Raw genomic sequence first — 24,046 nt, forward strand, 5'->3', positions numbered from 1 at the left:
CCTAGCCTCCCGCCGTCGACGATTCGGCGGCCGCGGTGAGCACGCTCGGATTGTCGGGTGGCACATGCAGGATGCGCAGCGCGCTCTGCATGATCTTGGAGAACACGGGCGCGGCCACGGTGCCGCCGTAGTAGGAGCCCTTCGTCGGCGCGTCGACCACCACGAGCGTGACCAGCCGCGGGTTCTTGGCCGGCGCCATGCCGACGAACAACGCGCGATGCTGATTGCGATGATAACCGTCGTCGCTGATCTTGCGTGCGGTGCCGGTCTTGCCCGCGACCGTATAACCCGGCACTTTCGCCCGCTCCGCGGTGCCTTCCGGGCTGATCACGCCGCGCAGGAGCTGGCGCATGGTCGCGGCCGTCGACGGCTTGATGGCCTGCTGCGGCGGCGGATGCATGTCGGCGCCCTTGCCCAGAATCAGACGCAGGCTACGCAGCTCGCCATTGTCGGCGATCGCGCCGTAGGCCCGTGCCAGCTGCAGCGGTGTGACCGCGAACCCGTAGCCGTAGGACGCGGTCGCGGTCTCGACGTTGTCCCAGGTGTAGTAGTCGCGCAGGACGCCGAAGCGCTCGCCGGGGAAGCCGCTCCCGGTGGTTTCACCGAAGCCAAAGTTGCGAAAATCCTGCCAGACGGCCTGTGGCCCCATCTTCAGGCCGACATGGGCGGCCCCGACGTTGGAGGATTTCTGCAGAATCTTGGCGAAATCCTCGTTTCCGTAGTTGAGTTCGTCCTTGACCGTGAGCCGGCCGACCTGGAACCAACCTTTGGTATGGATGATGCTCGAGGTGGTGTAGAGCCCTTTGTTGAGCGCGCCCGAGAGCACGATCGGCTTGGCCGTGGACCCCGGCTCCATGACGTCGGTCGCCGCCCGCAGCCGCATCCCGGCCTGATCGATCGTGGAACGATCGTTCGGGTTGAAGCTCGGATACGACGCCACCGCCAACAGCTGGCCGTTGTCCGGGTCGAGCATGACCACGATGCCGTCCTTGGCCTTGTGGCTGAGCACCGCCTCCTTGATATCGCGGTAGGCCAGATACTGCAGGCGCGAATCGATCGTCAGCTTCAGATCGTGGCCCGGGTGCGGGGCCTTGAACTCATCCAGATCGTCGACCACCCGGCCACGACCGTCCTTGACCACCTTGCGCTCGCCCGGCGAGCCCGAGAGGTAGCCGTTGCGCGCCAGCTCCATGCCGGACTGGCCCTTGCCGTCGATGTTGGTGAGCCCGATCAGCTGGGCGGCGGCTTCGCCGGCCGGGTAATACCGCTTGTACTCGCGTTGCAGGAAAATGCCCGGCGCGTCGACCGCCATCACCTGATGCGCGTCATAGGGCGACAGCTGGCGCTTGAGATAAAGAAACTGACGGCTCTTGTGGCGCTCGAGATCACGCTTCAGATCGTGGGTCGACATGCCCAATCGGGAAGCCAGCTTGGCGATCTTGTCCGGCGCCTTGAGCACCGCCGAGGGCACGGCCCAGACCGATTCGGTAGGCGCCGACAGCGCCAACGGCAGGCCGTTGCGATCGAGGATCGCGCCCCGATGCGCCGGCACCTTGACCGTACGCACGTGGCGAATATCGCCCTGATGGGTCAGAAACTGCTCGTCGAAAACCTGTAGATCGACGGCCCGCCAAACCAGCGTAGAACCGAACACGACGAACACGCCCAGAATAAACCACGCCCGCCATCGCGACGGCGTGAAATGCTGCGGCTCGTCGTCGCGGCTCATGGCTTGTTCCCGAGCACGACATAGTCGTGCGGCTGGATCATGCCAAGCTTGTTGCGGGCGACCTGCGATACCCGATCCGGGCTCGCCCAGGCGCTATCCTCGAGCTGAATCTGAGCCCATTCGGTGGTCAGCTGATCCCGGGTCAAGCGTGCGGACTGTAGTTGATGAAACAGCTCCCGCGTCTTCTGGGTGGACTGCACTACCGCGATCGCGCTGACGACGTTGAGCGCCAACAAACAAAGCAGCACCAGCACACGGCGAGTCACGGCGCCACCTCCTCGGCGGTGGTCCGCTCGGCCGCGCGCATGATCGCGCTGCGGGCCCGTGGGTTGGCCGCCAACTCCGACTCACTCGCGGTCACCGGCTTGCCGATCAGACGCAGCGCCGGCTCAACCGCCGGGGCCATCGGCAGCTCCGGCTGCGGCGGGCGCGCCTGATGCCGGAAAAAACGCTTGACGCGACGATCCTCCAGTGAATGAAAGCTGATCACGACGAGCCGCCCGCCGGGCGCCAGCGCCGACAAGCCGGCGGCCAGCCCGGCATCCAGCGCGCCGAGTTCGTCGTTGATGTGCATGCGAAACGCCTGAAACGTACGGGTCGCCGGATGGACGCGCTTGCCGGCGGCTACGCGGGCCGGAATCGCGCTTTTGATTAACGCGGCCAGCGCCGCGGTATCGGTAAGCCGGCCCGCTTCGCGCGCCTCCAGAATCGCGCCAGCGATACGCCCGGCCATCGGCTCTTCGCCGAGTGTCTTGATTACGCGTGCGATCTCGCCGTGCGATGCCGTGGCCAACCATTCCGACAACGGTGCGCCGGCGTCGGGGTTCATGCGCATATCGAGCGGCCCGGCATGCCGGAACGAAAATCCACGCTCGGCGACATCGAACTGCGGCGACGACACGCCCAGATCAAACAGCACGCCGTCCACATCACGGATATCGTGCTGCGCCAGCACGTCGGCCATATCGGCGAACGAGGCGCGCACGAAAACGAGCCGCTCGTCGGCGGCCGCGAGCGCCCGCGCATGACGCTCGGCGTCGGGATCCTGATCGAAAGCAATCACGCGGCCGGCCGGGCCCAGCCGATCCAGCATCGCCGCGGTATGCCCGCCGCGCCCGAAAGTGGCGTCGATATAGGTCCCGTCCGGGCGTACGGCCAGCGCGGCGAGCGCCGCCTCGAGCAGGACCGGTTGATGTTCGTCGGCCATGGCGGTGGCGAACCTCGGCGCGGTGTCGGTAGATGATGGGCGTGCGTTCATAGACTGATGTCCATCAGCACGTCGGGCAGGTCACCGTTGGCGGCGTCATCGGCCAGCGTGTCCGCCGTATCGGCGTTGCGCCGGTTGAAGGTGTCTTCATCCCAGAGCTCGAACAGATTGCCGATACCCGAGAGCACCGCCTTGCTGTCCAGCCCGGCTGCCGCACGCAGCGTGGCCGGCAGCAATAGCCGGCCCTGGCGATCCATGTCGATATCGCGTGCATTGCCAATAAAAAACCGCTGAATGTCGCGCACCTTCGGGTTCAAGCTGCCGCGGGACAGCAACTGCTGCTCGAAGGCCTGAAATTCGGGGCCGGGATAAATCAGCAAGCAGCCATCCCAGTGGCGGGTGATCACAAGACGGCCACTGCAGTCGTCGATCAACGACTGGCGATAAGACGCCGGGATCGCAATACGACCCTTCGCGTCAATCGTGACCGAATGAGACCCCTTGAACACTGAAGGTTCCTGCTCGCCGACTTAAACCACTTTACCCCACTTCTCGCCCCTCGACGCCACTATAGGCAGCGGCAAAACAGAGTGTCAAGTTTGTCGTCAGGGTAAAAAAGCCCGCCAATCAGCGAGTTCCAAGCCATTTCCAGCGTCCACGCGTCAAGCTAAAAAGCAATTCTTTCGACTTTGCGTTCAACCGCTTGGCGCATAGTCATGTACATACATACAGTATTTAAGGTGCAATATGGCGCGAAAGCGGGCCGACAAACACGTCAGCTCGACATTGGTGGGAGAAAGTGGATGGCGCCCGGTCGCGGTGGGTCGCTATCCCACAAGGCGCGCCCCACGCACACGTCATCGGGGCGCGCGAGGCAAAGAATCAAGAATCGGAGTCGGCCTGTAAGCCGGGTTCTGTCGCGCGCAGCCATTCATCTGGGACTGCCGTCACCGGCAGCCTCATGCGACCTACCCGAGGACTGTGCGGGCCGCACGTCGTCCTCCTATTTGGTCTTGCTCCGGACGGGGTTTACCGTGCCGCGAACCGTTGCCGGTCGCGCGGTGCGCTCTTACCGCACCGTTTCACCCTTGCCGGGTTCGCTCACGCGAACCTTAGGCGGTCTGCTCTCTGTTGCACTTTCCGTAGACTCACGCCTCCCAGGGGTTACCTGGCGTCCTGCCCTATGGAGCCCGGACTTTCCTCGACGTCGATGTTTCGACGCCGCGACTGCGTGGCCGACTCCGAGCGGCGGATTCTAGGCGCTTGGCGAGCTCGACGCGAGCCTTGCGTGACAATTGGCGCCCGAGGCGGGGCCTGGGCCGCTCAGCCCGCCAGCTCCAGCGCGCGCTGATAAGCGGCATTGCGCGCCGTGCCGGTTAAACGCGCCGCGATCGTGGCCGCTTTCTTGGTGCCGGCCAGCGGCAACAGTTCGGCAAGCAGCGCATCGAGCGAGATTTCACGCGGGCGGCTCTGCGGCTCGGGCGCGCCGGCAATCACCAGCACGAACTCGCCACGCCGGCGATTGTCATCAGCCGCCAGCCAGGCCGGCAGCTCGGCGGCGGCGAGCGCCACGCTCTGCTCATGCAACTTGGTCAGCTCGCGCGCCAACACCAACTGACGCATACCAAAGCGCTCGGCCAGATCGGCGGCAGTCGCCACGATCCGATGGCTGGACTCGTAGCAGACCACGGTGCGCGGCTCCTCCGCCAGCGCCTCGAGGCGGGCGCGGCGCGCCCCCGGCTTGCTGGGCAGAAACCCCTCGAAGACAAAACGATCCGTCGGCAGCCCGGCCACCGATAGCGCCGCAATGACCGCGCACGGCCCCGGCACCGCCACCACGGCATGGCCCGCCGCACGAACCGCGGCCACCAGTGCATACCCGGGGTCGCTGATGAGCGGGGTACCGGCATCGCTGATCAAAGCGACATGCTCGCCGGCCGCGAGACGTTCGATGATCTGATCGATTCGCGCCGACTCGTTGTGCTCATGCAATGAAATCAGCGGCGTGCCCACGCCCAGATGCGACATCAGCCGCCGGCTATGGCGCGTATCCTCCGCCGCAATGACGTCCGCCGCCGCCAATACCTCACGCGCACGCGCGGACATATCGTCGAGATTGCCGATCGGCGTAGCCACGATCGAGAGCGTTGCCGCTGACGATGGCATGATGACGTCCTTTCCTATGAAACCAGACTAACGGGACCGGAGCGCCGGCTCATCTTTCCACCCGCTTTCCCACGACGCCGCCGCTTTCCCGCTGATATTATGCGGGAACAGTCGCGCGGCGGGGGAAGCGCGTGATACGACGGTCTCTCGGGAGCAATAATTAATGACACTGTTCAAGGCAGGCCTGCGGGCCACAGCAATCGTGGCTGCCGCGCTGGCGATGGCCGGCTGCGCTTCTCAGATGGCCGGCGGGCCCTCTTCCAAGCCGTCCAACCCCGCCGATGCCGCGGCCCAGGCCGCCGAAACCAGCCATTACAAAACGGCGGTGCGCGAATACATGCGTGCAGCCAGCCAAGCCAGCCAGCCGGCCGCCCAGCGTCGCTACCGGCTCGAAGCCGGCCTCGCGGCCGCCCAGGGCGGGGATGCCCAGACAGCACAGCAGTTGCTCGGTGGGATCGATCCGAGCCAGCTCGACCCGACCAATCAAGCGCGCTACAACCTGGCCCAGCGCGAGATATCGATTGCGGGCATGTCGCCCGACCAGGCGCTGACGCATCTGCCAAAACCGGCACGCAATACCGCCCCCGCCGTGGCTCAGCGCGTCTGGGAGAAACGGGCCGATCTGCATTTCGCCAACGACGAGCCGGTTCAGGGCATCGAAGCACTGGTTCAACGCGACGTCTGGCTGATGAACGATCGCGCCATGCGGGCCAACGACAATCGCATCTACGACAAGTCGCTCGACGCGATCGGCCTTGGCATCGGCCCGAACAGCCGGGCCGCGAAAGACGCCGGCAAGACCACCCGCGGCTGGCTGGCGCTCGCCCAGATCGGCCAGCAACCGTTCGCCGACCGCACCGCGCGCGACAAGGCCATCGCGCAATGGCAGAAGCAGTACCCGGGGCATCCGGCAAACCGCACCATCCTCGCCGATCGTTTTCACTATAAGAACGCGACCCAGGTCACGCGTCAGAAGCCCGGCCAAATGCTCAACGGCCAGGCGCCGCAGCCGACGAGCGACCAGGTCGCGCTCGCCCTGCCCCTGACCGGGCAGTTCCAGAACGCGGCCCAGGCCATTCGCGACGGCTTCATGTTCGCCTATCAGAATAATCCGGCCGGCATGCCCCAGCCGCTGATCTACGACAGCAACACCATGTCGCCGCAAGCGTTGCTCTCGCGCGCCGAGAGCGACAACGTCGGCATCCTCGTCGGCCCGCTGGACAAGTCAAAAGTCCAGGCAATGTCCGATCTTTCGCTGCCGATGCCGGAGATCGCGCTCAATACCTCGAGCGACGCCGACCAACGCCCGGGCTTCTATCAGTTCGGGCTGGCCCCGGAAGACGAGGCCGCATCGGCCGCTGCCCATGCCGTACAGGCGGGCTACACCCACGCTCTGGCGCTGGTACCGAGCGGCGACTGGGGTGATCGCGTACTCGATGCGTTCCGCAGCGCCCTGGCCGCCCGCGGCGGTCAGCTCGTCGGCTACCAGACGTATGACGAGAGCAGCCACGACCACAGTCAGGCCATTCAACAAGTGCTGGCCAACCAGAACAACGCCGACTTCATCTTCGTGGCGGCGCAGCCTCTACAGGCGCGGCTGATCCGCAGCCAGCTGAAGTATTATCACGCGGCCGACCTGCCGATGGTCACGACCTCGCACGCGTTTTCCGGCACGGTTAATCCGGGCGAAGACATCGACCTCGACGATGTGCATTTCGTGGATATGCCCTGGTTGTTGGGGCACGGTGGCACGATCACCCGCCTGCGCAGCGAAGCCGCCGATGCGTACGGCGACGAGGCAAAATCCTATGCCCGGCTGTTCGCCATGGGCATGGACGCCTGGTTGCTGGCCCACAAGCTGGACCAGAGCGGTCTATCGACCGGGCAACCGATCGAAGGCATGAGCGGCGTGCTGTCGATACAGCCGGATGGCTACATCAAGCGCTATCTGGGCTGGGCCGTGTTCCATAACGGCCGCCCGCAGACCCTGTCCATGCCGTCGATCAGCCAGGCCAAGTCGGGCGACAGCTACGCGCAGCAACAGCAGAAGAACAACGCGGGCAACGGCAATTCGCTCTCCGCGCCGCGCAGCGGCAACAACGCCGTCGCGCCCACCGCCGCCGGGCCGTCGACGTCCAGCCAGTCGACGCCCGCCGCGCCCTCATCGAGCGGCAACGACGCGTCGTGGTCCTCGGGCGACTGAGTCGTCGCGATGTGGGTCGCGACGCCGAAAGCCGCGTGGATCGCGCGGCCCGGCGTCGCGGCTGGCGGCGCGTTGCGCGTAATTTCAACGTGCGAGGCGGCGAGCTGGATCTCGTCTATCGCACGGCCGACATGCTGGTGGTGGTGGAAGTCCGCTACCGCAGCCGCGACGATTACGGCGGCGCGGTTGCCAGCGTCACACCCGCTAAACAGCGTCGCATCGTGCACGCGACACGACATCTGCTCACCACCCACCCGGAATATGCCGAACTCGCGGTCCGCTTCGACGTGGTCGGCGTGAACGACAGCGATACGCTCAACTGGATCGAGAACGCTTTCTATGCCGAATGACGCTTTTGCAAGCCAGATCGTGACCGACCTGTTTGCCGCCAGCCGGCAAGCCAACGAAGCAACACGGGCGGCCGTCGCCGATAGCCTCCCGAGCGCGGCCGCGCGTATTCTGGCGTGTTGCGAGCGCGGCCACAAAATGCTGGCCTGCGGCAACGGTGGCTCAGCCGGCGATGCCCAGCACTTTGCCTCCGAACTGGTCAATCGCTTCGAGCGCAACCGCCGTGCACTGGCGGCCATTTCGCTGGTCACGGAAAGCTCGACGCTGACCGCCATCGCCAACGATGCGGGCTACGATCGTGTTTTTTCGCGCCAGATCGAGGCGCTGGGCCAGACCGGCGACGTGCTGCTGGCGATCTCGACCAGCGGTCACTCGCCGAACGTGGTCACGGCCATCGACGCCGCCCACGAACGCGGCCTGTCGGTGATCGCGCTGACCGGCCGCGACGGCGGCCGCATGGCCGAACAGCTCAACGGCGACGATATCGAGCTACGTGCCGCCTCGGATGTCACGGCACGCATCCAGGAGATGCATCTGCTGATCATCCATTGCATCTGCCGCCTGATTGAGGACGCGATCGCGGCCGAAGATTAGGGCCTGTTGCCGTTTCGTGCGGGCCCGCGTTGGCGTCCGCAAATCGTGTCCGGCAAGGCGCGAGTCGCAGCGTCGTGGCGTGCCACGACCCAGATTCGCAACGCCGCCGGGCGCGATTTGCGGCCCAACCCTTCGGGACAAGCGCTGTTTTGCGGCAATCCAGCGTTATAGCTCTCTCGCGTAGGGCCACTACGCCACGTTCGCTACGCCTCGTCTTGCCGCAAAACAGCGCTTGGCGCGGACTCGCACGAAACGGCAACAGGCCCTAAGCGCTCACCGAAGTACATCGGCGCAAGATCGTGATGCGCCAGTCCGTGGATGTACCGGCGCCAACCGGCAGCCGCGGCTCGTCCGTTGTTGCTATTTAACGACCTTCAGATGCGGATGCTTCTTGCGGGCCGGCGCATCGGAGTCGTCGGCGCCGCCCGTCTCGTCGCTGGTCTCGCTCGCATCCTGGGACGCGCCGGCGATGGTTTCCTCGCTGGCGGTCTCGTCTTCCTCGACCTCCCCGAACAGCATGCCCTCGCCGTTTTCGCGGGCATACAGCGCCAGCACCGCGCCCGGCGGAACGGCGACGTTGTAGTTGGCGCCGGAAAACCGTGCGGAGAAGCTGATCAGCTGATTCTCCAGCGCCAGGCCGCGTACGGCCGTCGGGCTGATGTTGATCGTGATCTTGCCATCGTCGGTCACGAACTGGCGCGGCACGTTCACGCCCGGCGCGTCCGCTGCCACCAGCAGATGCGGCGTCAGGTCGTTATCGAGCACCCAGTCGTAGAGCGCCCGGATGAGATAGGGGCGTCGCGAAGTCAATTCGGCCATTCGGGTTTCGCCTCGTCGTCTTTGGCTCAGTGAGCGGCCAGCGTCGGTCGCATGTCGGCTTCCTCGGCGGACAGGCTGGCCTCGAAGGCCGGGCGCGCGAACAGGCGCGCCGCATACTGGCCGAGCCGTTCGCCATGCTTGGCCGGCAGGCTCACCTGATAATGCTCCAGCCGCCACAATATGGGCGCCAGCGTACAATCCAACAGCGAGAATTCCTCGCCGATGTAATGCTTGGGCGCGAACTCGGCGGCCAGCGTGGTCAACAGTTCGGTCATGCGGGCCCGGGCCTTGCGCGCGACCGCGGGCGTCCCCTCCAGATCCTCGCAGAGATCGTAAAGATCGGACTCCATACGGAAGATGGCCAGCCGGTACTGGGCCCGTAACACCGGATCCACCGGCATCAGCGGCGGATGCGGATAACGCTCGTCGATGTATTCGATGATGATACGCGGGTCGTAGACCACCAGCTCTCGATCCACCAGCGTCGGTACCGTATTGTACGGATTCAGATCGATCAGATCCTCGCTCTGGTCATCCTCGCGCAGCTCGACAACGTCGTAATTCGCGACGCCCTTCTCTGCCATGACCAGTCGGACGCGATGACTGTGAACCGAGCTGGGATGGCTGTATAGAGTAATCGAGGAACGCCGGGCCATACTTGTATCCTGTTCGACAGCAGCGCGCCGCGCGGGCGCTTGCCCACGCGCATAAGGTCGCGCCGATGCCTGTGATCGTCCGCCGAACTATAGCATGCCGTCGCCGGCCCGAACGCCGCGAATCAACGGCGTTCGCTGGCTTGCGGTCGTGCCAACACCCGAGGCGGCGCCCCATATCGGCCGCCAGAGATCCGGCCGGGCGAGTGCCGCAACACATCTTGCAGCGTGGCCCGAGCCCAACCGCGAGCACGGCTCAGTCCGTCGAGCCGCCCCCGGCACGCGCCGCGGCCGACGCAGCATGCGCGTGCAGCCCCTCACCTTCGGCCAGACGCACCGCAATCGGCGCCAGTCGTCGGGCGCCGGCTTCGCTGGCCGACACCACGGAGATACGTTTCTGGAAGTCGTAGGCCCCGAGCGCCGAGGAAAACCGCGCGGTACGCCCGGTTGGCAACACGTGGTTCGGCCCGGCGCAGTAGTCGCCGAAGGCTTCCGGCGTGCGATGGCCCATGAAGATGGCGCCTGCATGGCGGATACCGTCCAGCAACGCGTCGGGATCGGCGACCGCCAACTCCAGATGCTCGGGCGCGATGGCGTTGACCAGCCGAAGAGCATCGTCCAGATCGGCGCAGCGGATCAGGGCGCCGTGGCCATCGAGGGCCGCCCGGATGATCGCCGCGCGCGGCTGATCGGCGATGAGACGCTCGACCGCAGCATCGACCGCATCCAGATAATCCGCGTCCGGGCTTACTAGCATCGCCCGCGCCATTTCATCGTGCTCGGCCTGGGCGAACAGATCGAGCGCCGCCCATTCCGGGTCGCCGGTGCCATCGGCCACGATCAACACCTCCGAGGGCCCGGCCACCGATTCGATGCCCACACGCCCGAAGACCTGGCGTTTGGCCGACGCGACGTAGGCATTGCCCGGCCCGACGATCTTGTCGACTTCGGGGATGTGCTCGGTGCCATAGGCCAAGGCTGCCACGGCCTGGGCGCCGCCGATGGTGAAGAAACGATCGACACCGGCCACCGCCGCCGCGGCGAGCACCCATTCGTTGAGCACACCCTCGGGCGCCGGCGACACCATCACGATTTCGCCCACGCCGGCCACTTTGGCCGGCACCGCGTTCATCAACACGCTTGAGGGGTAAGCCGCCTTGCCGCCCGGCGCATAGATGCCGGCCCGCTCGATCGGCCGAACGATCTGGCCGAGTTCGTTGCCGTCATCGTCGTGATAACGCACGGGTGCGATCTTTTGCGACTCGGCGAACGACGCGATGCGCTCGGCCGCGGCTTCGAGCGCGGCGCGATCATCGGCCGCCAACGCGTCGAGCGCACGCTGCATACGCTCGCGCGAAATCTCGAGGGCGTCGAAGGCGACGCCATCACGCCGGTCGAGTTCGCGCGTGTACTCGAGCACGGCCTCGTCACCGCGCTCACGCACATCGGCGATGATCGCCGCGACGCGGGCGTCGATCTCGGTCTGCTCTGGGCTGTCGCGATCGGTCAGTGCCGCAAACTGGGCATCGAACGCGGCGTCCGCGGTATCCAGACGACGCATGCTCATGCCACCTGCCCTGCCGCGCCCCGATCGAAAAGTTCGACCAGCTCGCTGATCGCCGCGTGCTTCATCTTCTGGGCGGCCTTGTTGACCACCAGACGCGCGCTGATGTCCTCGAGCACCTCGAACGGCTCCAGACCATTAGCGCGCAGCGTGTTGCCCGTATCCACCAGATCCACGATCACGTCGGCGAGACCGACCAGCGGCGCCAGTTCCATCGAGCCGTACAGCTTGATGATCTCGACCTGACGCCCGATGCGCGCGAAATGAGCGCGCGTGGTTTCGACGTATTTGGTGGCCACCCGCAGCGGGCGATGCTGGGCGGCGTCCATTGCGCCCGGCAGGCCGGCCGTCATCAGGCGACAGGTCGCGATCCCCAGATCCAGCGGCTCGTACAGATCGGCTCCGCCGTGCTCGATCAGCACGTCCTTGCCAGCGACGCCGACATCGGCGGCCCCATAGGCCACGAAAGTCGGCACGTCCGACGCCCGAATGACCAGCAACCGAAGGCCGGGCTTGTTGGTTTCGAACACCAGCTTGCGCGACTTACCCGGGTCGACCTCGGGCTCGATGCCCGCCGCCGCCAGCACCGGGAGCGTGTCTTCAAGAATACGGCCCTTAGACAAGGCCAGCGTGACCATGTCCGGATCCGAACTGCTCATACCGGAACCCCTTTGGCCGTGACCGGCGCCCGATCGGGCACGCGCTGAATCATGCCACCCAGTTGGGCCATCTTTTCCTCGATGCACTCGTAGCCGCGGTCGATGTGGTAGATACGCCGCACCTCGGTCGTGCCGTCGGCGATCAGCCCCGCGATCACCAGCGAAGCCGATGCCCGCAGGTCGGTCGCCATCACCGGCGCGCCGGTGAGTTTCTCCACACCGGTTACGCGGACCGTATGGCCTTCCTGGCGAATCTTCGCGCCCATACGCTCCAGCTCGGAGACATGCATGAAGCGATTTTCGAACACGGTTTCGGTGACCATGCCGACGCCATCGGCCACGGCATTGAGTACACAGAACTGTGCCTGCATGTCGGTCGGAAAGCCGGGGTGCGGCGAGGTCCGCACGTCCACCGGCTTGGGCCGCTTACCGTGCATGTCGACCGTCACCCAATCTTCGCCCTGGGTGACCTCGGCGCCGGCATCCGCCAGCTTTACCAGAACGGTATCGATGAGCAGCGGATCGGTATGGGTGACCGTGACCTTGCCGCGGCTGGCCACACCGGCCACGAGGAACGTGCCAGTCTCGATACGATCGGGCACCACGCGATGGGTTGCGCCGTGCAGCTTCTGCTTGCCGCGAATGGTAATGGTCGAGGTGCCCGCGCCTTCGATGTCCGCGCCCATGGCGATCAGACAGTTGGCCAGATCCACCACTTCCGGTTCGCGCGCGGCGTTTTCCAGCACGGTGACACCGTCGGCCAGCGTCGCCGCCATCATCAGGTTTTCGGTACCGGTCACGGTGACCGTGTCCATCGGGATACGCGCGCCTTTGAGGCGACTGCACTTGGCTTTCACGTAACCGGACTCGACCCGAATCTCGGCGCCCATGGCTTCCAGACCGCGCAGATGGATGTCCACCGGTCGTGCGCCGATCGCACAGCCTCCCGGCAGCGAGACTTCGGCCTCGCCCCGCTTGGCCAGCAACGGGCCGAGCACGAGAATCGACGCACGCATGGTCTTGACCAGATCGTACGGCGCACGACACGAGGTCATGGTCGATGCATCGGCTTCGATCACCATGTAATCGCCGACCGTGACCGATACGCCCATATGGGCCAGCAGCACGTTGGTCGTGGTGACGTCCTCCAGATGCGGGACGTTTTCGATGAACAACGGCTCGTCGATCAGAAGCGCGGCCGTCATGATCGGCAGCGTGGCGTTTTTCGCACCCGAAGCGCGCACGGTGCCGTTCAGGGGCGGCCCACCCTCGATACGCAGAAGATCCATATCGTCCCCGCCGTCAGGAGGCGGTGCCGGCTTGTTCCGGCGTCAGCGTCTTGAGCGACAGGGCGTGGATCTCTTCGCCCATCCGCTCGCCGAGCGTGGCGTACACCATGCGGTGCTGTTCCACGATGCCCTTGCCGGCAAAGCTCGGGCTGATCACGCGGGCGGCAAAATGAGTGCCGTCGTCACCGACGACCTGGACATCGGCGTCCGGCAGTCCGGCTTCGATGAGTTCGCGTATGGCGTCTGGGCTGTACATGACTCAAGCCTCCAATAATGGGCAAAAATGCTAGCACGCTAACATTGGTCTTCGTGCAGCGATCAACCGCGGATCTTGTAACCGCGCGCGAGCATGGTGATGGCGATCACCGACACCACCGTAAAGAACGCCGCTGCCACGATCAGGCTGACCAGCGGATTGGCATCGCCGACACCGAAGAAACCGTGTCGGAACCCGTCGATCATGTAGAAGAACGGGTTGAAGTACGACGCGTGCTGCCAGAACGACGGCAGATTATGAATGGAATAAAACACCCCCGAAAGGAAACTCATCGGGAGAATGAAGAAATTCTGAAACGCCGCCAGGTGATCGAATTTGTTGGCCAGTATGCCGGCGATCAGACCCATGACGGCGAGCGTGCCGCCGGAAAAGATCAGCATGGCCAGCATCAGCAGCGGATCGTGGACCGGCACGTGCACGAAAAACTGGGTGACGATATAAAGCACGATCGCGACCAGTACCGCACGCACCAGCGAGGCAGCGATATAGGCCAGATAGATCTCGAACGCCGACAATGGCGTCATCAAAAGAAACACCAGATTGCCCATGATCTTGGACTGGGTGATCGACGACGACGTATTGGCGAACGAGTTCTGGATGATGCTCATCATCATCAGCCCGGGCACCAGGAACTCGACCGCGCGCACGCCTTCGATGGTCTGGCCGGCCAGCACTTGGCCGAATACCGCCATGTACAGCAGCGCCGTGACCACCGGCGCACCGACGGTCTGCAGGATCACACTGTAGAAGCGCCGGACTTCCTTGATGAACAGGGTATAGCAGCCGCGCCAGTTCATGCGCTCACCTTCGAGTCTTCGGAATCCATGGTCAGCTCGACGAAAATGTTCTCCAGCGACGGCTCGCGCGTGTGCACGTCGGTGATGCGATAACCCGCACCGCGCACACCTTCGATCACGTCACCGATGAAGTCCTCGCCCTGCTTGAGCTTGAGATCGAGCGTATCGCCGCGCCGGTCTTCGACCAGGCGCTGGACCTCGGCGGGCAGCTCGCCGCCGTCACCCGTGAGTTCGATCGACAGGAAACGATAAGGGTGGCGATCCAGCAACGCCTCCTTGTCTTCCAGCACTTGCAGCTCGCCGTGGTTGAGGATGGCGATGCGATCGCACAGCTCCTCGGCCTCTTCCAGATAGTGCGTGGTCAGCACGATCGTGTGGCCGGCCTCGTTGAGCTCGCGCGTGAACTTCCATAGCGTGCGCCGCAGCTCGACATCGACGCCGGCGGTCGGCTCGTCGAGAATCACCACCTCGGGCTTGTGCACCAGCGCCTGCGCAATCAGCACGCGGCGCTTCATGCCGCCGGACAGCTGGCGGATGGAATCCGCGCCCTTGTCCTCGAGCTCGAGGCGTTCGAGCAATTCGTCGATCCAGGGCCAGACTTCCTTGCCACAGCCCTGGTAGCCGGCCTGCAGGCGCAGCATTTCGCGGACCGAGAAGAACGGATCGTAGACCAGCTCCTGCGGCACCACGCCGAGCGCGCGGCGGGCGGCGCGATAGTCGGACACGACATCGTGGCCGAGCACGGCGACCGAACCAGAGGTCGCCTGGGCCAGGCCGGCCGTGATGGAAATCAGCGTGGACTTGCCGGCGCCATTGGGCCCGAGCAGGCCGAAATATTCGCCGCGCCGGATATCGAAGGACACGCCCTTGAGCGCATGCGTGGTCGCATAACGCTTCTGGACATCCCGAAAGGATATCGCCGTATCAGTCATGACATGGATATGGGTCGGGGCAAGACGGCGCAGTATACGCGCCGCATGTCGGGGCCCCAAGCCGGACGGCCCAGTCGCCCCGGTTGGCCTTTGTACATCTTGCCTGCGATAGAATGCCGCCATGGAAGCCGACACCCTGATCGCCGCCGGACGGCGCACCGTTAATATCGAAGCCGCCGCCGCCGCGGCGCTGGAAGCCCGCATCGACGAGAACTTCGCTCGTGCAGCCGATCTCATCATGCACTGTACCGGCCGCGTGATCGTCACCGGGATGGGCAAATCCGGGCATATTGCCGGCAAGCTGGCCGCCACCCTGGCGTCGACCGGCACGCCGGCGTTTTTCGTGCATCCGGGCGAAGCCAGCCACGGCGATCTGGGCATGATCACCGCACACGACGTGGTCATCGCCCTGTCCTATTCCGGCGAGACCGGCGAGATTCTGACTATTTTGCCGTTGCTTGGACGGCTGGGCGTGCCGCTTATTGCGATGACGGGCAAGCCGGAGTCGACCTTGGCCAGCCGCTCGCATGTTCATCTGGATGTCTCGGTCGAAGTCGAGGCCTGCCCGCTCGAACTCGCGCCCACCTCATCGACCACCGCAGCCCTGGTCATGGGCGACGCGCTGGCCATCGCCCTGCTCGAAGCCCGCAACTTCACGGCCGAGGATTTCGCCCGCAGCCACCCCGGCGGCTCGCTCGGCCGGCGTCTGCTGCTAACCGTCGCCGACGTCATGCACACGGACGAGGCGCTACCGCTCGTGAACGAGCACGCCATGATGCGCGAAGCGCTGTTGGAGATGACCGCCAAGGGGCTCGGCATGACCGGCGTGACCGACGCCGAGGGTCGACTGATCGGGCTATTCACCGACGGCGACCTGCGCCGCGCGCTGGACCGCGACCTCGACATCAAGCGCGCCGTGATCGCCGACTACATGACCCACAGTCCGAAGACGGTCGGCCCCGACGTCCTGGCCGCGGAAGCCGTACGGCTACTGGAAACTCACCGCATCGGCGGTGGCGCGCTGATGGTGGTCGACGACGATACGCGCCCGATCGGCGCACTCAACATGCAGGATCTGCTACGGGCCGGTGTGATATGACGTTTCTGGATCGACCTGATGAGGCGCTGACACCGGCACAACGCGCGGCCGGTATTCGCTTGGCGGTGTTCGACGTCGACGGCGTGATGACCGACGGCCGGCTCTATCTCGGCCCGGATGGCGGCGAAACCAAGACCATGCACATCCGCGACGGCCTCGGCTTGAAACGCCTGAGCGCGGCCGGCGTCGAAATCGCGGTGATCAGCGGGCGTCCCTCGCCGCCAGTGGCCGCACGGCTGGCCGATCTCGGCGTGCAGGAAGTTCATATGGCATGTGACGACAAGACGGCCAAGCTGGCCGAGCTGCGCGAGGCGCGCTCACTGGCGGATGGTCAGATTGCGGTCATGGGGGACGACCTGCCGGATCTGGACATCATGCGTTCAGCCGGGCTCGCCCTGACCGTGGCCGACGCGGTGCCCGAAATCCGCGAGATCGCACACTGGGTGAGTGCCGCGCCCGGCGGCCACGGCGCGGTGCGCGAAGCCTGCGAACTGATCATCGCCGCGGTCGAGGCCGACTGACATGCTGCGTATCGGCGTGATACTGGCGGTGGTATGCGTGATTCTGCTCGGCGCCGGCAGCTGGCTGGGCTCGCTCAAGCATTCCGGCCCCAAACCGGGCGCCGTACATACCCCGGACGACAGCGACTACTACATGCAGGGCGCCACGGTGTACCAACTCTCCAAGCAGGGCCAGCTGACCTATCGCATGAAAGTCGGCCAAGTCCTGCACTTCGCGGACGACTCGGCTCGCCTTTCCGATATTGACGTACACTACCTTAAAGGCACGAAGACCTACTGGAACCTGCATGCCGCCAAGGGACGCGTCCCGGCGGGCCAGCGCGACCTGTACCTCTACGACGGCGTGGTGATTCATCATCCGCGCGTTAACGGGAACATGGTGAAGGTGACCACATCGCATGCCTGGGTCCGGCCCAAGGCCAACCGGGTCGACTCGGACGCACGGGTCACTGCCATCGAGCCCGGGCAGAAAGTCACCGGGGACGGCATGCTGATCAACCTGGATACGAACAAGCTGAAACTGTTGAATAATGTGCATGTCACCTACTCGCCCTGAGCACCGCGCGCCGCGGTCGACGTTGATCGCGCTGGCGCTGCTGGTCGCCGCGCTGACACCAGCGCTGACCCTGGCCGCCACCAGCGATTCGTCGAAGCAGAAGCTGCCGATCAACATCCAGGCCAATAACGCCGACTTCACCCAGAAATCGGGGGTGAGCACTTACACCGGCAACGTACACCTCACGCGCGGCGGACTGACGCTGACCGGCAACAAGCTCGTCGTCACGCAGATGAACGATAAGCATCAAATCAAGGCAGTACTCACCGGCGACCCGGCCCATATCGACAAACAGCCCGATTCGAGCGATAACGAAGTCGTGACCGGACATGCCCAACAGATCGAATACAGCAATGCCAGCTCGGTGATCACCCTGCGTGGCGACGCCGTAATCAATCGCAACGGCGATCAGATCCGCGGCGCGGTGATTACTCACAATGTCGATACTGGCGCCACGCACGCCGAGCGTGGCCAGGGCAAGGACGAGCGCGTGCACATCACGATCCAGCCCGCCAACCAAGACGGTTCCTGATGGCGGCCGCGGCATCCCAGACGCCTATGGCCGAGGACGCGGTGCTTACCGCGACCGGCCTGCGCAAGCGCTACAAAGGGCGCGACGTGGTACGCGATGTCGATCTGCGTGTGGCGCGAGGCGAAGTCGTCGGGCTGCTCGGGCCCAACGGGGCCGGCAAGACCACGTCGTTCTACATGATCGTGGGGCTGGTGACGCCGGACAGCGGCACCCTCGACCTGGGTGGGCACAATCTCGTCGGCCTGCCGATGCATCGACGGTCGCAGATGGGCATTGGCTATCTGCCCCAGGAAGCCTCGGTATTCCGCAAGCTGACCGTTGCCGACAATATCCGGGCCATTCTGCAGGTTCGGAAGGACCTGGACCGGGCCGGCATCGAACGCGAGCTTTCGGAGCTGCTCGATGAGCTTTCGATCGGCCATATCGCCGACTCCAAGGGCCTGAATCTGTCCGGCGGCGAACGGCGGCGGGTGGAAATCGCCCGCGCGCTGGCCGCTCGACCCACCTTCATGCTGCTGGACGAGCCGTTCGCGGGCATCGATCCGATCTCGATCGGCGATATCCGCAGCATCATCCGTCATCTACAGAATCGTGGCATCGGCGTGCTGATCACCGACCACAACGTTCGTGAGACCCTGTCGATCTGCGACCGGGCTTATATCCTGGCCGACGGCTCGGTCATTGCCGAAGGCCAGGGGGAGCATATCCTGGCCGATCAGAAGGTCCGCGACGTCTATCTCGGCGAGGACTTTCGGCTATGAAGCAGACGCTCGGTCTGAATCTGGGACAGACGCTGACGATGACGCCAGCGCTGCAGCAGGCCATTCGCATGCTGCAGCTGTCGACCCTGGATCTGAAAACCGAGATCCAGGATGCGCTCGAGTCCAACGTCATGCTCGAGGCCGACGACGGCCACGACGAAATCGATTCCAACGAGGCCGCCGAGGCGCGCAAGCGTGAACGCGAACAGGCCTCGGGCAAGGACAGCGAGATCCCCGAAAACCTCCCGGTGGATGCCGACTGGAACGATATCTACGCGGGCTCGGCGGCGCCGGCGTCACCCGCCCCGACCGCCGACGACGAAGACTACTGGGACTATCGCCAGGCCAATCTGTCGAGCACGCCCGATCTGCATGCGCACCTGACCTGGCAGGCGGACATGCACTCGTTCACGGCCGATCAGCGTGCGATCGCGGCGGTGATCATCGATGCCATCGACAATAATGGCCTGTTGCTCGACTGGGACGACGTCGGGGCGCGCATCGCCGACGAGTTCGAGATCGCGCCCGAGCGCGTCGAGGCCGTGCTGCTCGCGATCCAGGACTTCGATCCGCCCGGCGTGGCCGGTCGCAGCCTGGCCGAATGCCTGGCCATCCAGCTGCGCGGCCTGCCCGCAGACGCGCCCGGCCGCGATCTGGCGCTGACCCTGGTCCGGCGCGAGTCGCTGGAACAGCTGGCAACCCCGAATCGCGACGCGCTGGCACGCCGTCTGTCGGTGTCACGCGACGATCTCGAAGTGGCCGTCGCGCTGATCCAGACCTTGCAGCCCCATCCCGGCGAGGCTTTCACCCAGCACGAGTCCGATTACGTCATTCCTGAGGTGTTCGTCACCCGAAGCGCTGAGGGCTGGCACGTCGCGCTCAACGCCGACATCGCGCCCAAGCTGCGTATCAACAGCCAGTACCTGGCATTGATCAAGCGAGCGGACAAATCCGCCGACCAGACCACGCTGAAATCCCATCTGCAGGAGGCGCGGTTCTTCCTCAACAGCCTGAAATCGCGTAACGATACCCTGCTGGAAGTGGCGCATTGCATAGTTGAAGCCCAGCGTGCTTTTCTGGAATATGGCGAAGAGGCAATGAAACCGCTGGTGTTGCGCGACGTGGCCGAACAACTCGATATACACGAATCGACCGTATCGCGGGCGACGGCCAACAAGTACATGCAGACGCCGCGCGGCATCTTCGAACTCAAGTATTTCTTTTCCAGCCACGTTTCCACCACCGACGGCGGCTCGGCCTCGGCCACGGCGATCCAGGCCATGATCAAACGCATGGTCGCCACTGAGGCCCCGAACAAGCCCTTGTCCGACAGCAAGCTTGCCGAAGCCCTGCTCGACAACGGCATTCGTGTCGCCCGCCGTACGGTCGCCAAATATCGTGAGGCCCTGTCCATTCCGCCGTCGCACGAGCGCCGGCGTAAGGCGGGGTGACCCCGAACGCATGTTAATCCTTGTTCGTCCACACACGCTGCCAAGGAGTACGCGATGAACCTGAACATCTCCGGCCACCACGTCGATATGACCAATGCCCTGCATCAGTACGTGGCCTCAAAGATGGAACGCATCGAGCGCCATTTCGATCATGTGCTCGACGCCGAAGTGGTTCTCGAAGTCGAAAAACTACGGCACAAGGCCGAGGTGACCATGCAACTCCGGGGTGCGACGCTGCACGCCGAGGCCACCAAGGAAGATATGTACGCCGCCATCGACTGCATGGTCGACAAGCTCGATCGCCAGACGCTGCGGCACAAGGAAAAAGCCTGCGATCATCACAATCGCCAGGCGCGTCACATCGATATGAGCACGGACTAGCCGTTCGACGCCCATCATCATGAATATCGCCGATATCGTCGCGCCCGATCGGGTCCAGCTCGCCGCCGACGTGCAGTCCAAGAAACGTGCCCTGGAACAGCTGGCCGATATCCTGGCCGAGGGCACGCCTTACCTGACCGCCGCCGACGTATTCAACGGGCTGATCGGCCGTGAAAAACTCGGCAGTACCGGCGTGGGGGATGGCGTGGCCATTCCCCACGCGCGCCTCAAAGGCATCGACGACTGCATTGGCGCCTTTATTCGTTTGCCGCAGGGCGTGGATTTCGAAGCCACCGACGACCAGCCGGTGGATCTGATCTTCGGTCTTCTGGTGCCCGAAGACGCGACCGACGAGCACTTGAAACTGCTGCGCCAACTCGCCGAGATCTTCTCCGAAGCCGACACGCTCTCCGATCTGCGTGAAGCTGGCGACGACCGCAGCCTCTATCGCGCCCTGCTCGATCACGACACGATCGTCATATAGCCCCGCGCCCCACGCGATCACGGACCGCCCGCCTATGGACAACCCCCGCGCCGAGGCCCGCGAGGACGCTGATCGACGGGTCGACATCGAAACGCTGTACGAGCGGCTGGCCGACTCGCTGCAGCTGCGCTGGCCGGAACCGACGATCGGCGCGGCCGGCACGCTGGGGGCCACCCAGCACGGCGGTTGGCGCGTGCCGACCGTGGGCTATCTCAATTTCATTCACCCACCGCAGGTGCAGATCGTCGGCCATCCGGAAATCGCTTATCTGGCCGGGCTGTCCGATGAACTCGCTGTGCATCTGCGGCACCAGCTGACCGAAGGCGCCACCCGGCTGGTCGTGGTCGCCGACGCGCAAACCCTGCCGGCTTATCTTCACGACGCCCTGCGCGCAGCCGGCATCGCCGTGTTTACAACCCCGACCAGCGGCCATCACGTCGCCTATCGACTGCGCCATTTTCTCGGCGAGACCCTGGCCCGCCAGATCACCCTGCACGGCGTGTTCCTGGAAGTGCTGTCGATCGGCCTGCTGCTGGTGGGCGACCCCGGCGTGGGCAAATCCGAACTCGCGCTGGAACTCATCAACCGCGGCCATCGACTGGTGGCCGATGACGCCCCCGAATTCGTGCTGCTCGGCCCCGACGATCTCAACGGCGGCTGCCCGCCCTTGTTGCAGGATTTTCTGGAAGTTCGCGGGCTCGGCATTCTGAACATCCGGGCCATGTTCGGCGAGGCCGCCATCAAACGCCGTAAGCAGCTTGGCCTGATCATCCGTCTCGTGCGCGGTGATACCGGCGACGCCACGCCGCCGGATCGCTTGACCGGCGCCCGCGCCACGCGCGAAATTCTGGATACCTCTATACCCGAGATCACATTGCCCGTGGCCGTCGGACATAACCTGTCGGTGCTAGTGGAAGCCGCCGCACGCGATCATCTGCTGCGCATGCAGGGCCAATACAGTGACGAACAGTTCGCCGCACGCCAGGCCCAGGTCATCGGCGCAGACCCGACAGGAGTAAGTTCATGCGACTGATCGTCGTCAGCGGGCTGGCCGGCGCCGGTAAATCCGTGGCGCTGAACATGCTCGAAGACCTGGGCTATTACTGCATCGACAACCTGCCGCTGGGCCTGCTGCGTGAAGTCTCGGCGGACACGCTGCGCCGCCAGGGGCTGGATTTCGATCGGCTCGCGATCGGCGTGGACTCACGCGCCCGGCAAACTGAGATCGCCGAATTCAGCGAACGCATCGATGCGCTTCGCAGTGACGATCTCGATATCGAGATCATCTATCTCTATGCCGACGAAGACACCATCCTGCGGCGCTACTCCGAGACCCGGCGCAAGCACCCGCTATCCAACGATCAGCGCTCGCTGATTGATGCGGTCGCGCTCGACACCGAACTCACGCAGCCCATCGCCTCCAAGGCCGATATCTCGATCGATACCAGCCGACTGAACATCCATCAGCTGCGCGACATCATCCGCAACCGCGTCGAAGGCTCGTCCAGCGGCGAATTGTCGATCCTCGTCCAGTCGTTCGGTTTCAAGTACGGCCTGCCGCCCGCGGTCGATTTCGTGTTCGACGTGCGCTGCCTGCCCAATCCGCACTGGGTTCCGGAGTTGCGCGCGCTGACCGGTCAGGACGCGGCCGTAGCCGAGCATCTGGCCGCGCAACCGGCGACCCACGAAATGCGCGACGATATCGTGCGCTTTCTTACCCGCTGGCTACCCGACTTCGCGCGTGAGGACCGAACCTATATTACGGTCGCGATCGGCTGTACCGGCGGCAAGCATCGCTCGGTCTACCTTGCCGAGCAGATCACCGAACATTTACGGCGCCAGTACGCGAACGTCCTGGTCCGCCATAACGAACTGCACTGATTGCGACGGACGCCCGGCATCACGTTCGCTGTCGCGAGATCGAGCCGCCGGCCTCGCCGGGTTGAGTGCCGCGCCGGCAGGCATGAACGGAACACGACAACGCCCATTCAAGGCGTATCGATCATCGCGGTATGGGCTTGGCCGCAACCCAGCACGGTAGCGCAGGACGGACGCGTTTTCCGGGGTTATCGTCGTCCGGCGTCGCGCGGGCGCCGTTTCGTCTACCGTCACAACCGCACGCTTGGCGGGCACCGAACCTCAGCGCGCCAGCGTCTGAGCTCCAAGTGCGTCGCGCCTGGCCTGTCGTAAGCGAAATGCTGTGCGATAGTCGATGTCGAATCTGCCGCCGACACGGTTGGCCCACGCCGGGCCGTGTTCAAACCCGCGATAATCCATGACCACTGACATGCCCTCTGCGACCCCGGAACCGATGCCCGGCCTGATCCTGGTCGGCCATGCCGGCCTGCCGGAGGCGCTGCTGGCGGCCGCGCGCCACGTAATCGGCGCGCTGGTTCGGCCGACCCGCATCATCAGTGTTTCAGCCAAAGACGATCCCGAAGGCGTCGAGCGCGATGTGGCCGCGGCCATCGATGCGCTGGACAGCGGCGCGGGCGTGCTGATACTCATCGATGTCATGGGGGCGACGCCGTATCGGATTGCGCATGCCGCAGCACAGAACCGTGACCGGGTCGCGCTCGTTACCGGAGCGAATCTGGCCATGCTGATCCGCAGCTACAACTATCCGGGCATGAGCCTGGCTGAACTGGCCGAATCCGCGGTGGCAGCGGGCCAGCGCAGCGTGGCGCGCGTGCATTGATCATCCACTGGTTACCACAACAAACAAGAGCCAACTCATGCCAACTCGCGATTTGTCGATCGTCAACAAGCTGGGCCTCCATGCACGCGCGGCCAGTAAATTCGTCACGGTCGCCTCGCAGTTCGAATCGCGCATCACCGTGACCAAGGACGGCCGCGAGGTATCGGGGAAATCGATCATGGGCGTGATGATGCTCGCAGCCGCACGCGGCAGCACCATTCATGTGAGTGCCGAGGGAGACGACGCCAACGAAGCGCTGGATGCCCTCGATGCCCTGGTTGCCGATCGCTTCGGCGAGGCCCAGTGATCGTGCCGCGGCGCACGCC

28 protein-coding genes and 1 other RNA gene are annotated in these 24,046 nt (G+C 64.7%); 15 read left to right on the top strand and 14 right to left on the bottom strand.

The annotated features are described in order from the left end of the window. Window position 1: 1 nt before the first annotated feature. The 6 genes from C41B8_RS04755 to rsmI all read right to left on the bottom strand — a co-directional run bounded on the left by C41B8_RS04755 (window position 2) and on the right by rsmI (window position 5,102). The gene (locus tag C41B8_RS04755) at window positions 2-1,729 is read right to left on the bottom strand and encodes a peptidoglycan D,D-transpeptidase FtsI family protein (protein WP_037334781.1); all 1,728 of its coding nucleotides are present in this window, start codon (window positions 1,727-1,729) and stop codon (window positions 2-4) included. Next, window positions 1,726-1,995 (bottom strand): cell division protein FtsL, encoded by a 270-nt coding sequence (gene ftsL, locus C41B8_RS04760; protein WP_051883083.1) that lies wholly within the window; start codon window positions 1,993-1,995, stop codon window positions 1,726-1,728. Before ftsL ends, C41B8_RS04755 begins: the two co-directional genes overlap by 4 nt. Continuing rightward, window positions 1,992-2,936: a 16S rRNA (cytosine(1402)-N(4))-methyltransferase RsmH gene (rsmH, locus tag C41B8_RS04765; RefSeq protein ID WP_037334787.1), complete on the bottom strand. Its 945-nt coding sequence runs from the start codon at window positions 2,934-2,936 to the stop codon at window positions 1,992-1,994. The genes ftsL and rsmH overlap by 4 nt, the downstream gene beginning before the upstream one ends. Window positions 2,937-2,983: 47 nt before the next feature. Further along, on the bottom strand, window positions 2,984-3,445 hold the full coding sequence (gene mraZ / locus C41B8_RS04770; protein WP_037334791.1) for a division/cell wall cluster transcriptional repressor MraZ: 462 nt from the start codon (window positions 3,443-3,445) through the stop codon (window positions 2,984-2,986). A gap of 378 nt (window positions 3,446-3,823) precedes the next feature. Continuing rightward, window positions 3,824-4,179: RNase P RNA component class A (gene rnpB / locus C41B8_RS19370), an RNA gene on the bottom strand. Between the two features lie 80 nt (window positions 4,180-4,259). After that, window positions 4,260-5,102, bottom strand: coding sequence for a 16S rRNA (cytidine(1402)-2'-O)-methyltransferase (gene rsmI, locus C41B8_RS04775; protein WP_037334794.1), 843 nt, complete (start codon window positions 5,100-5,102; stop codon window positions 4,260-4,262). Window positions 5,103-5,265: 163 nt separating this feature from the next. On the opposite strand from rsmI, the gene C41B8_RS19365 reads away from it, so the two are divergent. The 3 genes from C41B8_RS19365 to C41B8_RS04790 are packed head-to-tail and all read left to right on the top strand — an operon-like array spanning window position 5,266 to window position 8,247. After that, window positions 5,266-7,305, top strand: coding sequence for a penicillin-binding protein activator (locus C41B8_RS19365; RefSeq protein ID WP_051883085.1), 2,040 nt, complete (start codon window positions 5,266-5,268; stop codon window positions 7,303-7,305). Window positions 7,306-7,316: 11 nt separating this feature from the next. Continuing rightward, window positions 7,317-7,655 (top strand): YraN family protein, encoded by a 339-nt coding sequence (locus C41B8_RS04785; protein ID WP_198025049.1) that lies wholly within the window; start codon window positions 7,317-7,319, stop codon window positions 7,653-7,655. Then, the gene (locus tag C41B8_RS04790) at window positions 7,645-8,247 is read left to right on the top strand and encodes a D-sedoheptulose-7-phosphate isomerase (RefSeq protein ID WP_037334801.1); all 603 of its coding nucleotides are present in this window, start codon (window positions 7,645-7,647) and stop codon (window positions 8,245-8,247) included. The genes C41B8_RS04785 and C41B8_RS04790 overlap by 11 nt, the downstream gene beginning before the upstream one ends. A gap of 360 nt (window positions 8,248-8,607) precedes the next feature. On the opposite strand, the gene C41B8_RS04795 is transcribed toward C41B8_RS04790, so the two are convergent. The 8 genes from C41B8_RS04795 to C41B8_RS04830 form a co-directional block, all read right to left on the bottom strand. Further along, window positions 8,608-9,066, bottom strand: a complete 459-nt coding sequence (locus C41B8_RS04795) for a ClpXP protease specificity-enhancing factor (RefSeq protein WP_198025050.1) — start codon at window positions 9,064-9,066, stop codon at window positions 8,608-8,610. A 26-nt stretch (window positions 9,067-9,092) separates the two neighbouring features. Continuing rightward, window positions 9,093-9,722, bottom strand: coding sequence for a glutathione S-transferase N-terminal domain-containing protein (locus C41B8_RS04800; protein ID WP_037334803.1), 630 nt, complete (start codon window positions 9,720-9,722; stop codon window positions 9,093-9,095). A gap of 253 nt (window positions 9,723-9,975) precedes the next feature. Then, on the bottom strand, window positions 9,976-11,280 hold the full coding sequence (gene hisD, locus C41B8_RS04805) for a histidinol dehydrogenase (RefSeq protein ID WP_084188502.1): 1,305 nt from the start codon (window positions 11,278-11,280) through the stop codon (window positions 9,976-9,978). A 2-nt stretch (window positions 11,281-11,282) separates the two neighbouring features. Further along, window positions 11,283-11,942 carry an ATP phosphoribosyltransferase gene (gene hisG / locus C41B8_RS04810; RefSeq protein ID WP_037334810.1) on the bottom strand — a complete coding sequence of 220 codons (660 nt, stop codon included), beginning with the start codon at window positions 11,940-11,942 and terminating at the stop codon, window positions 11,283-11,285. Further along, window positions 11,939-13,231: a UDP-N-acetylglucosamine 1-carboxyvinyltransferase gene (gene murA / locus C41B8_RS04815; protein ID WP_037334813.1), complete on the bottom strand. Its 1,293-nt coding sequence runs from the start codon at window positions 13,229-13,231 to the stop codon at window positions 11,939-11,941. Before murA ends, hisG begins: the two co-directional genes overlap by 4 nt. Window positions 13,232-13,244: 13 nt before the next feature. After that, on the bottom strand, window positions 13,245-13,487 hold the full coding sequence (locus tag C41B8_RS04820) for a BolA family protein (RefSeq protein WP_037334816.1): 243 nt from the start codon (window positions 13,485-13,487) through the stop codon (window positions 13,245-13,247). A gap of 62 nt (window positions 13,488-13,549) precedes the next feature. Further along, window positions 13,550-14,305, bottom strand: coding sequence for an ABC transporter permease (locus C41B8_RS04825; protein WP_037334819.1), 756 nt, complete (start codon window positions 14,303-14,305; stop codon window positions 13,550-13,552). Beyond that, entirely contained in the window at window positions 14,302-15,237 is a 936-nt protein-coding gene (locus tag C41B8_RS04830; protein ID WP_037334822.1) for an ABC transporter ATP-binding protein, read from the bottom strand. Before C41B8_RS04830 ends, C41B8_RS04825 begins: the two co-directional genes overlap by 4 nt. 121 nt (window positions 15,238-15,358) lie before the next feature. Between C41B8_RS04830 and C41B8_RS04835 the strand changes: the two genes are divergently transcribed. From C41B8_RS04835 to C41B8_RS04890, 12 genes are all read left to right on the top strand, one after another. After that, window positions 15,359-16,336, top strand: a complete 978-nt coding sequence (locus C41B8_RS04835) for a KpsF/GutQ family sugar-phosphate isomerase (RefSeq protein ID WP_037334825.1) — start codon at window positions 15,359-15,361, stop codon at window positions 16,334-16,336. Continuing rightward, the gene (locus C41B8_RS04840; RefSeq protein ID WP_037334828.1) at window positions 16,333-16,857 is read left to right on the top strand and encodes a KdsC family phosphatase; all 525 of its coding nucleotides are present in this window, start codon (window positions 16,333-16,335) and stop codon (window positions 16,855-16,857) included. The genes C41B8_RS04835 and C41B8_RS04840 overlap by 4 nt, the downstream gene beginning before the upstream one ends. Before the next feature lies 1 nt (window position 16,858). After that, window positions 16,859-17,413, top strand: coding sequence for an LPS export ABC transporter periplasmic protein LptC (gene lptC, locus C41B8_RS04845; RefSeq protein ID WP_037334830.1), 555 nt, complete (start codon window positions 16,859-16,861; stop codon window positions 17,411-17,413). Then, window positions 17,394-17,945 carry a lipopolysaccharide transport periplasmic protein LptA gene (gene lptA, locus C41B8_RS04850; RefSeq protein ID WP_198025051.1) on the top strand — a complete coding sequence of 184 codons (552 nt, stop codon included), beginning with the start codon at window positions 17,394-17,396 and terminating at the stop codon, window positions 17,943-17,945. Before lptC ends, lptA begins: the two co-directional genes overlap by 20 nt. Window positions 17,946-17,986: 41 nt before the next feature. Further along, entirely contained in the window at window positions 17,987-18,706 is a 720-nt protein-coding gene (gene lptB / locus C41B8_RS04855) for an LPS export ABC transporter ATP-binding protein (RefSeq protein WP_037335001.1), read from the top strand. Beyond that, window positions 18,703-20,157, top strand: a complete 1,455-nt coding sequence (locus tag C41B8_RS04860; protein WP_037334836.1) for an RNA polymerase factor sigma-54 — start codon at window positions 18,703-18,705, stop codon at window positions 20,155-20,157. Before lptB ends, C41B8_RS04860 begins: the two co-directional genes overlap by 4 nt. A gap of 54 nt (window positions 20,158-20,211) precedes the next feature. Then, entirely contained in the window at window positions 20,212-20,538 is a 327-nt protein-coding gene (gene hpf, locus C41B8_RS04865) for a ribosome hibernation-promoting factor, HPF/YfiA family (protein ID WP_037334838.1), read from the top strand. Between the two features lie 19 nt (window positions 20,539-20,557). Beyond that, window positions 20,558-21,022: a PTS sugar transporter subunit IIA gene (locus tag C41B8_RS04870; RefSeq protein ID WP_037334841.1), complete on the top strand. Its 465-nt coding sequence runs from the start codon at window positions 20,558-20,560 to the stop codon at window positions 21,020-21,022. 34 nt (window positions 21,023-21,056) lie between these two features. After that, window positions 21,057-22,055 carry an HPr(Ser) kinase/phosphatase gene (gene hprK, locus C41B8_RS04875; protein WP_051883087.1) on the top strand — a complete coding sequence of 333 codons (999 nt, stop codon included), beginning with the start codon at window positions 21,057-21,059 and terminating at the stop codon, window positions 22,053-22,055. Beyond that, a complete protein-coding gene (rapZ, locus tag C41B8_RS04880; protein ID WP_037334844.1) occupies window positions 22,046-22,903 on the top strand; it encodes an RNase adapter RapZ in 858 nt (285 codons plus the stop codon). The genes hprK and rapZ overlap by 10 nt, the downstream gene beginning before the upstream one ends. A gap of 406 nt (window positions 22,904-23,309) precedes the next feature. Further along, window positions 23,310-23,720 (top strand): PTS sugar transporter subunit IIA, encoded by a 411-nt coding sequence (locus tag C41B8_RS04885; protein ID WP_232225994.1) that lies wholly within the window; start codon window positions 23,310-23,312, stop codon window positions 23,718-23,720. 37 nt (window positions 23,721-23,757) lie between these two features. Beyond that, entirely contained in the window at window positions 23,758-24,027 is a 270-nt protein-coding gene (locus C41B8_RS04890; RefSeq protein ID WP_037334847.1) for an HPr family phosphocarrier protein, read from the top strand. Window positions 24,028-24,046 lie beyond the last annotated feature (19 nt).

Source organism: Salinisphaera hydrothermalis C41B8, assembly GCF_000732535.1.
Classification (GTDB): domain Bacteria; phylum Pseudomonadota; class Gammaproteobacteria; order Nevskiales; family Salinisphaeraceae; genus Salinisphaera; species Salinisphaera hydrothermalis.

Coding starts and splice junctions, on each gene's coding strand:
- C41B8_RS04860 (WP_037334836.1), top strand. CDS start 18,703: ATGAAGCAGACGCTCGGTCTGAATCTGGGACAGACGCTGACGATGACG.
- C41B8_RS04755 (WP_037334781.1), bottom strand. CDS start 1,729: ATGAGCCGCGACGACGAGCCGCAGCATTTCACGCCGTCGCGATGGCGG.
- C41B8_RS04825 (WP_037334819.1), bottom strand. CDS start 14,305: ATGAACTGGCGCGGCTGCTATACCCTGTTCATCAAGGAAGTCCGGCGC.
- murA (WP_037334813.1), bottom strand. CDS start 13,231: ATGGATCTTCTGCGTATCGAGGGTGGGCCGCCCCTGAACGGCACCGTG.
- C41B8_RS04870 (WP_037334841.1), top strand. CDS start 20,558: ATGAATATCGCCGATATCGTCGCGCCCGATCGGGTCCAGCTCGCCGCC.
- hpf (WP_037334838.1), top strand. CDS start 20,212: ATGAACCTGAACATCTCCGGCCACCACGTCGATATGACCAATGCCCTG.
- C41B8_RS04840 (WP_037334828.1), top strand. CDS start 16,333: ATGACGTTTCTGGATCGACCTGATGAGGCGCTGACACCGGCACAACGC.
- lptA (WP_198025051.1), top strand. CDS start 17,394: ATGTCACCTACTCGCCCTGAGCACCGCGCGCCGCGGTCGACGTTGATC.
- C41B8_RS04790 (WP_037334801.1), top strand. CDS start 7,645: ATGCCGAATGACGCTTTTGCAAGCCAGATCGTGACCGACCTGTTTGCC.
- rsmH (WP_037334787.1), bottom strand. CDS start 2,936: ATGGCCGACGAACATCAACCGGTCCTGCTCGAGGCGGCGCTCGCCGCG.
- lptC (WP_037334830.1), top strand. CDS start 16,859: ATGCTGCGTATCGGCGTGATACTGGCGGTGGTATGCGTGATTCTGCTC.
- hprK (WP_051883087.1), top strand. CDS start 21,057: ATGGACAACCCCCGCGCCGAGGCCCGCGAGGACGCTGATCGACGGGTC.
- C41B8_RS04820 (WP_037334816.1), bottom strand. CDS start 13,487: ATGTACAGCCCAGACGCCATACGCGAACTCATCGAAGCCGGACTGCCG.
- C41B8_RS04835 (WP_037334825.1), top strand. CDS start 15,359: ATGGAAGCCGACACCCTGATCGCCGCCGGACGGCGCACCGTTAATATC.
- C41B8_RS04800 (WP_037334803.1), bottom strand. CDS start 9,722: ATGGCCCGGCGTTCCTCGATTACTCTATACAGCCATCCCAGCTCGGTT.
- C41B8_RS19365 (WP_051883085.1), top strand. CDS start 5,266: ATGACACTGTTCAAGGCAGGCCTGCGGGCCACAGCAATCGTGGCTGCC.
- C41B8_RS04885 (WP_232225994.1), top strand. CDS start 23,310: ATGCCCTCTGCGACCCCGGAACCGATGCCCGGCCTGATCCTGGTCGGC.
- rapZ (WP_037334844.1), top strand. CDS start 22,046: ATGCGACTGATCGTCGTCAGCGGGCTGGCCGGCGCCGGTAAATCCGTG.
- C41B8_RS04890 (WP_037334847.1), top strand. CDS start 23,758: ATGCCAACTCGCGATTTGTCGATCGTCAACAAGCTGGGCCTCCATGCA.
- hisD (WP_084188502.1), bottom strand. CDS start 11,280: ATGCGTCGTCTGGATACCGCGGACGCCGCGTTCGATGCCCAGTTTGCG.
- rsmI (WP_037334794.1), bottom strand. CDS start 5,102: ATGCCATCGTCAGCGGCAACGCTCTCGATCGTGGCTACGCCGATCGGC.
- C41B8_RS04830 (WP_037334822.1), bottom strand. CDS start 15,237: ATGACTGATACGGCGATATCCTTTCGGGATGTCCAGAAGCGTTATGCG.
- C41B8_RS04795 (WP_198025050.1), bottom strand. CDS start 9,066: ATGGCCGAATTGACTTCGCGACGCCCCTATCTCATCCGGGCGCTCTAC.
- hisG (WP_037334810.1), bottom strand. CDS start 11,942: ATGAGCAGTTCGGATCCGGACATGGTCACGCTGGCCTTGTCTAAGGGC.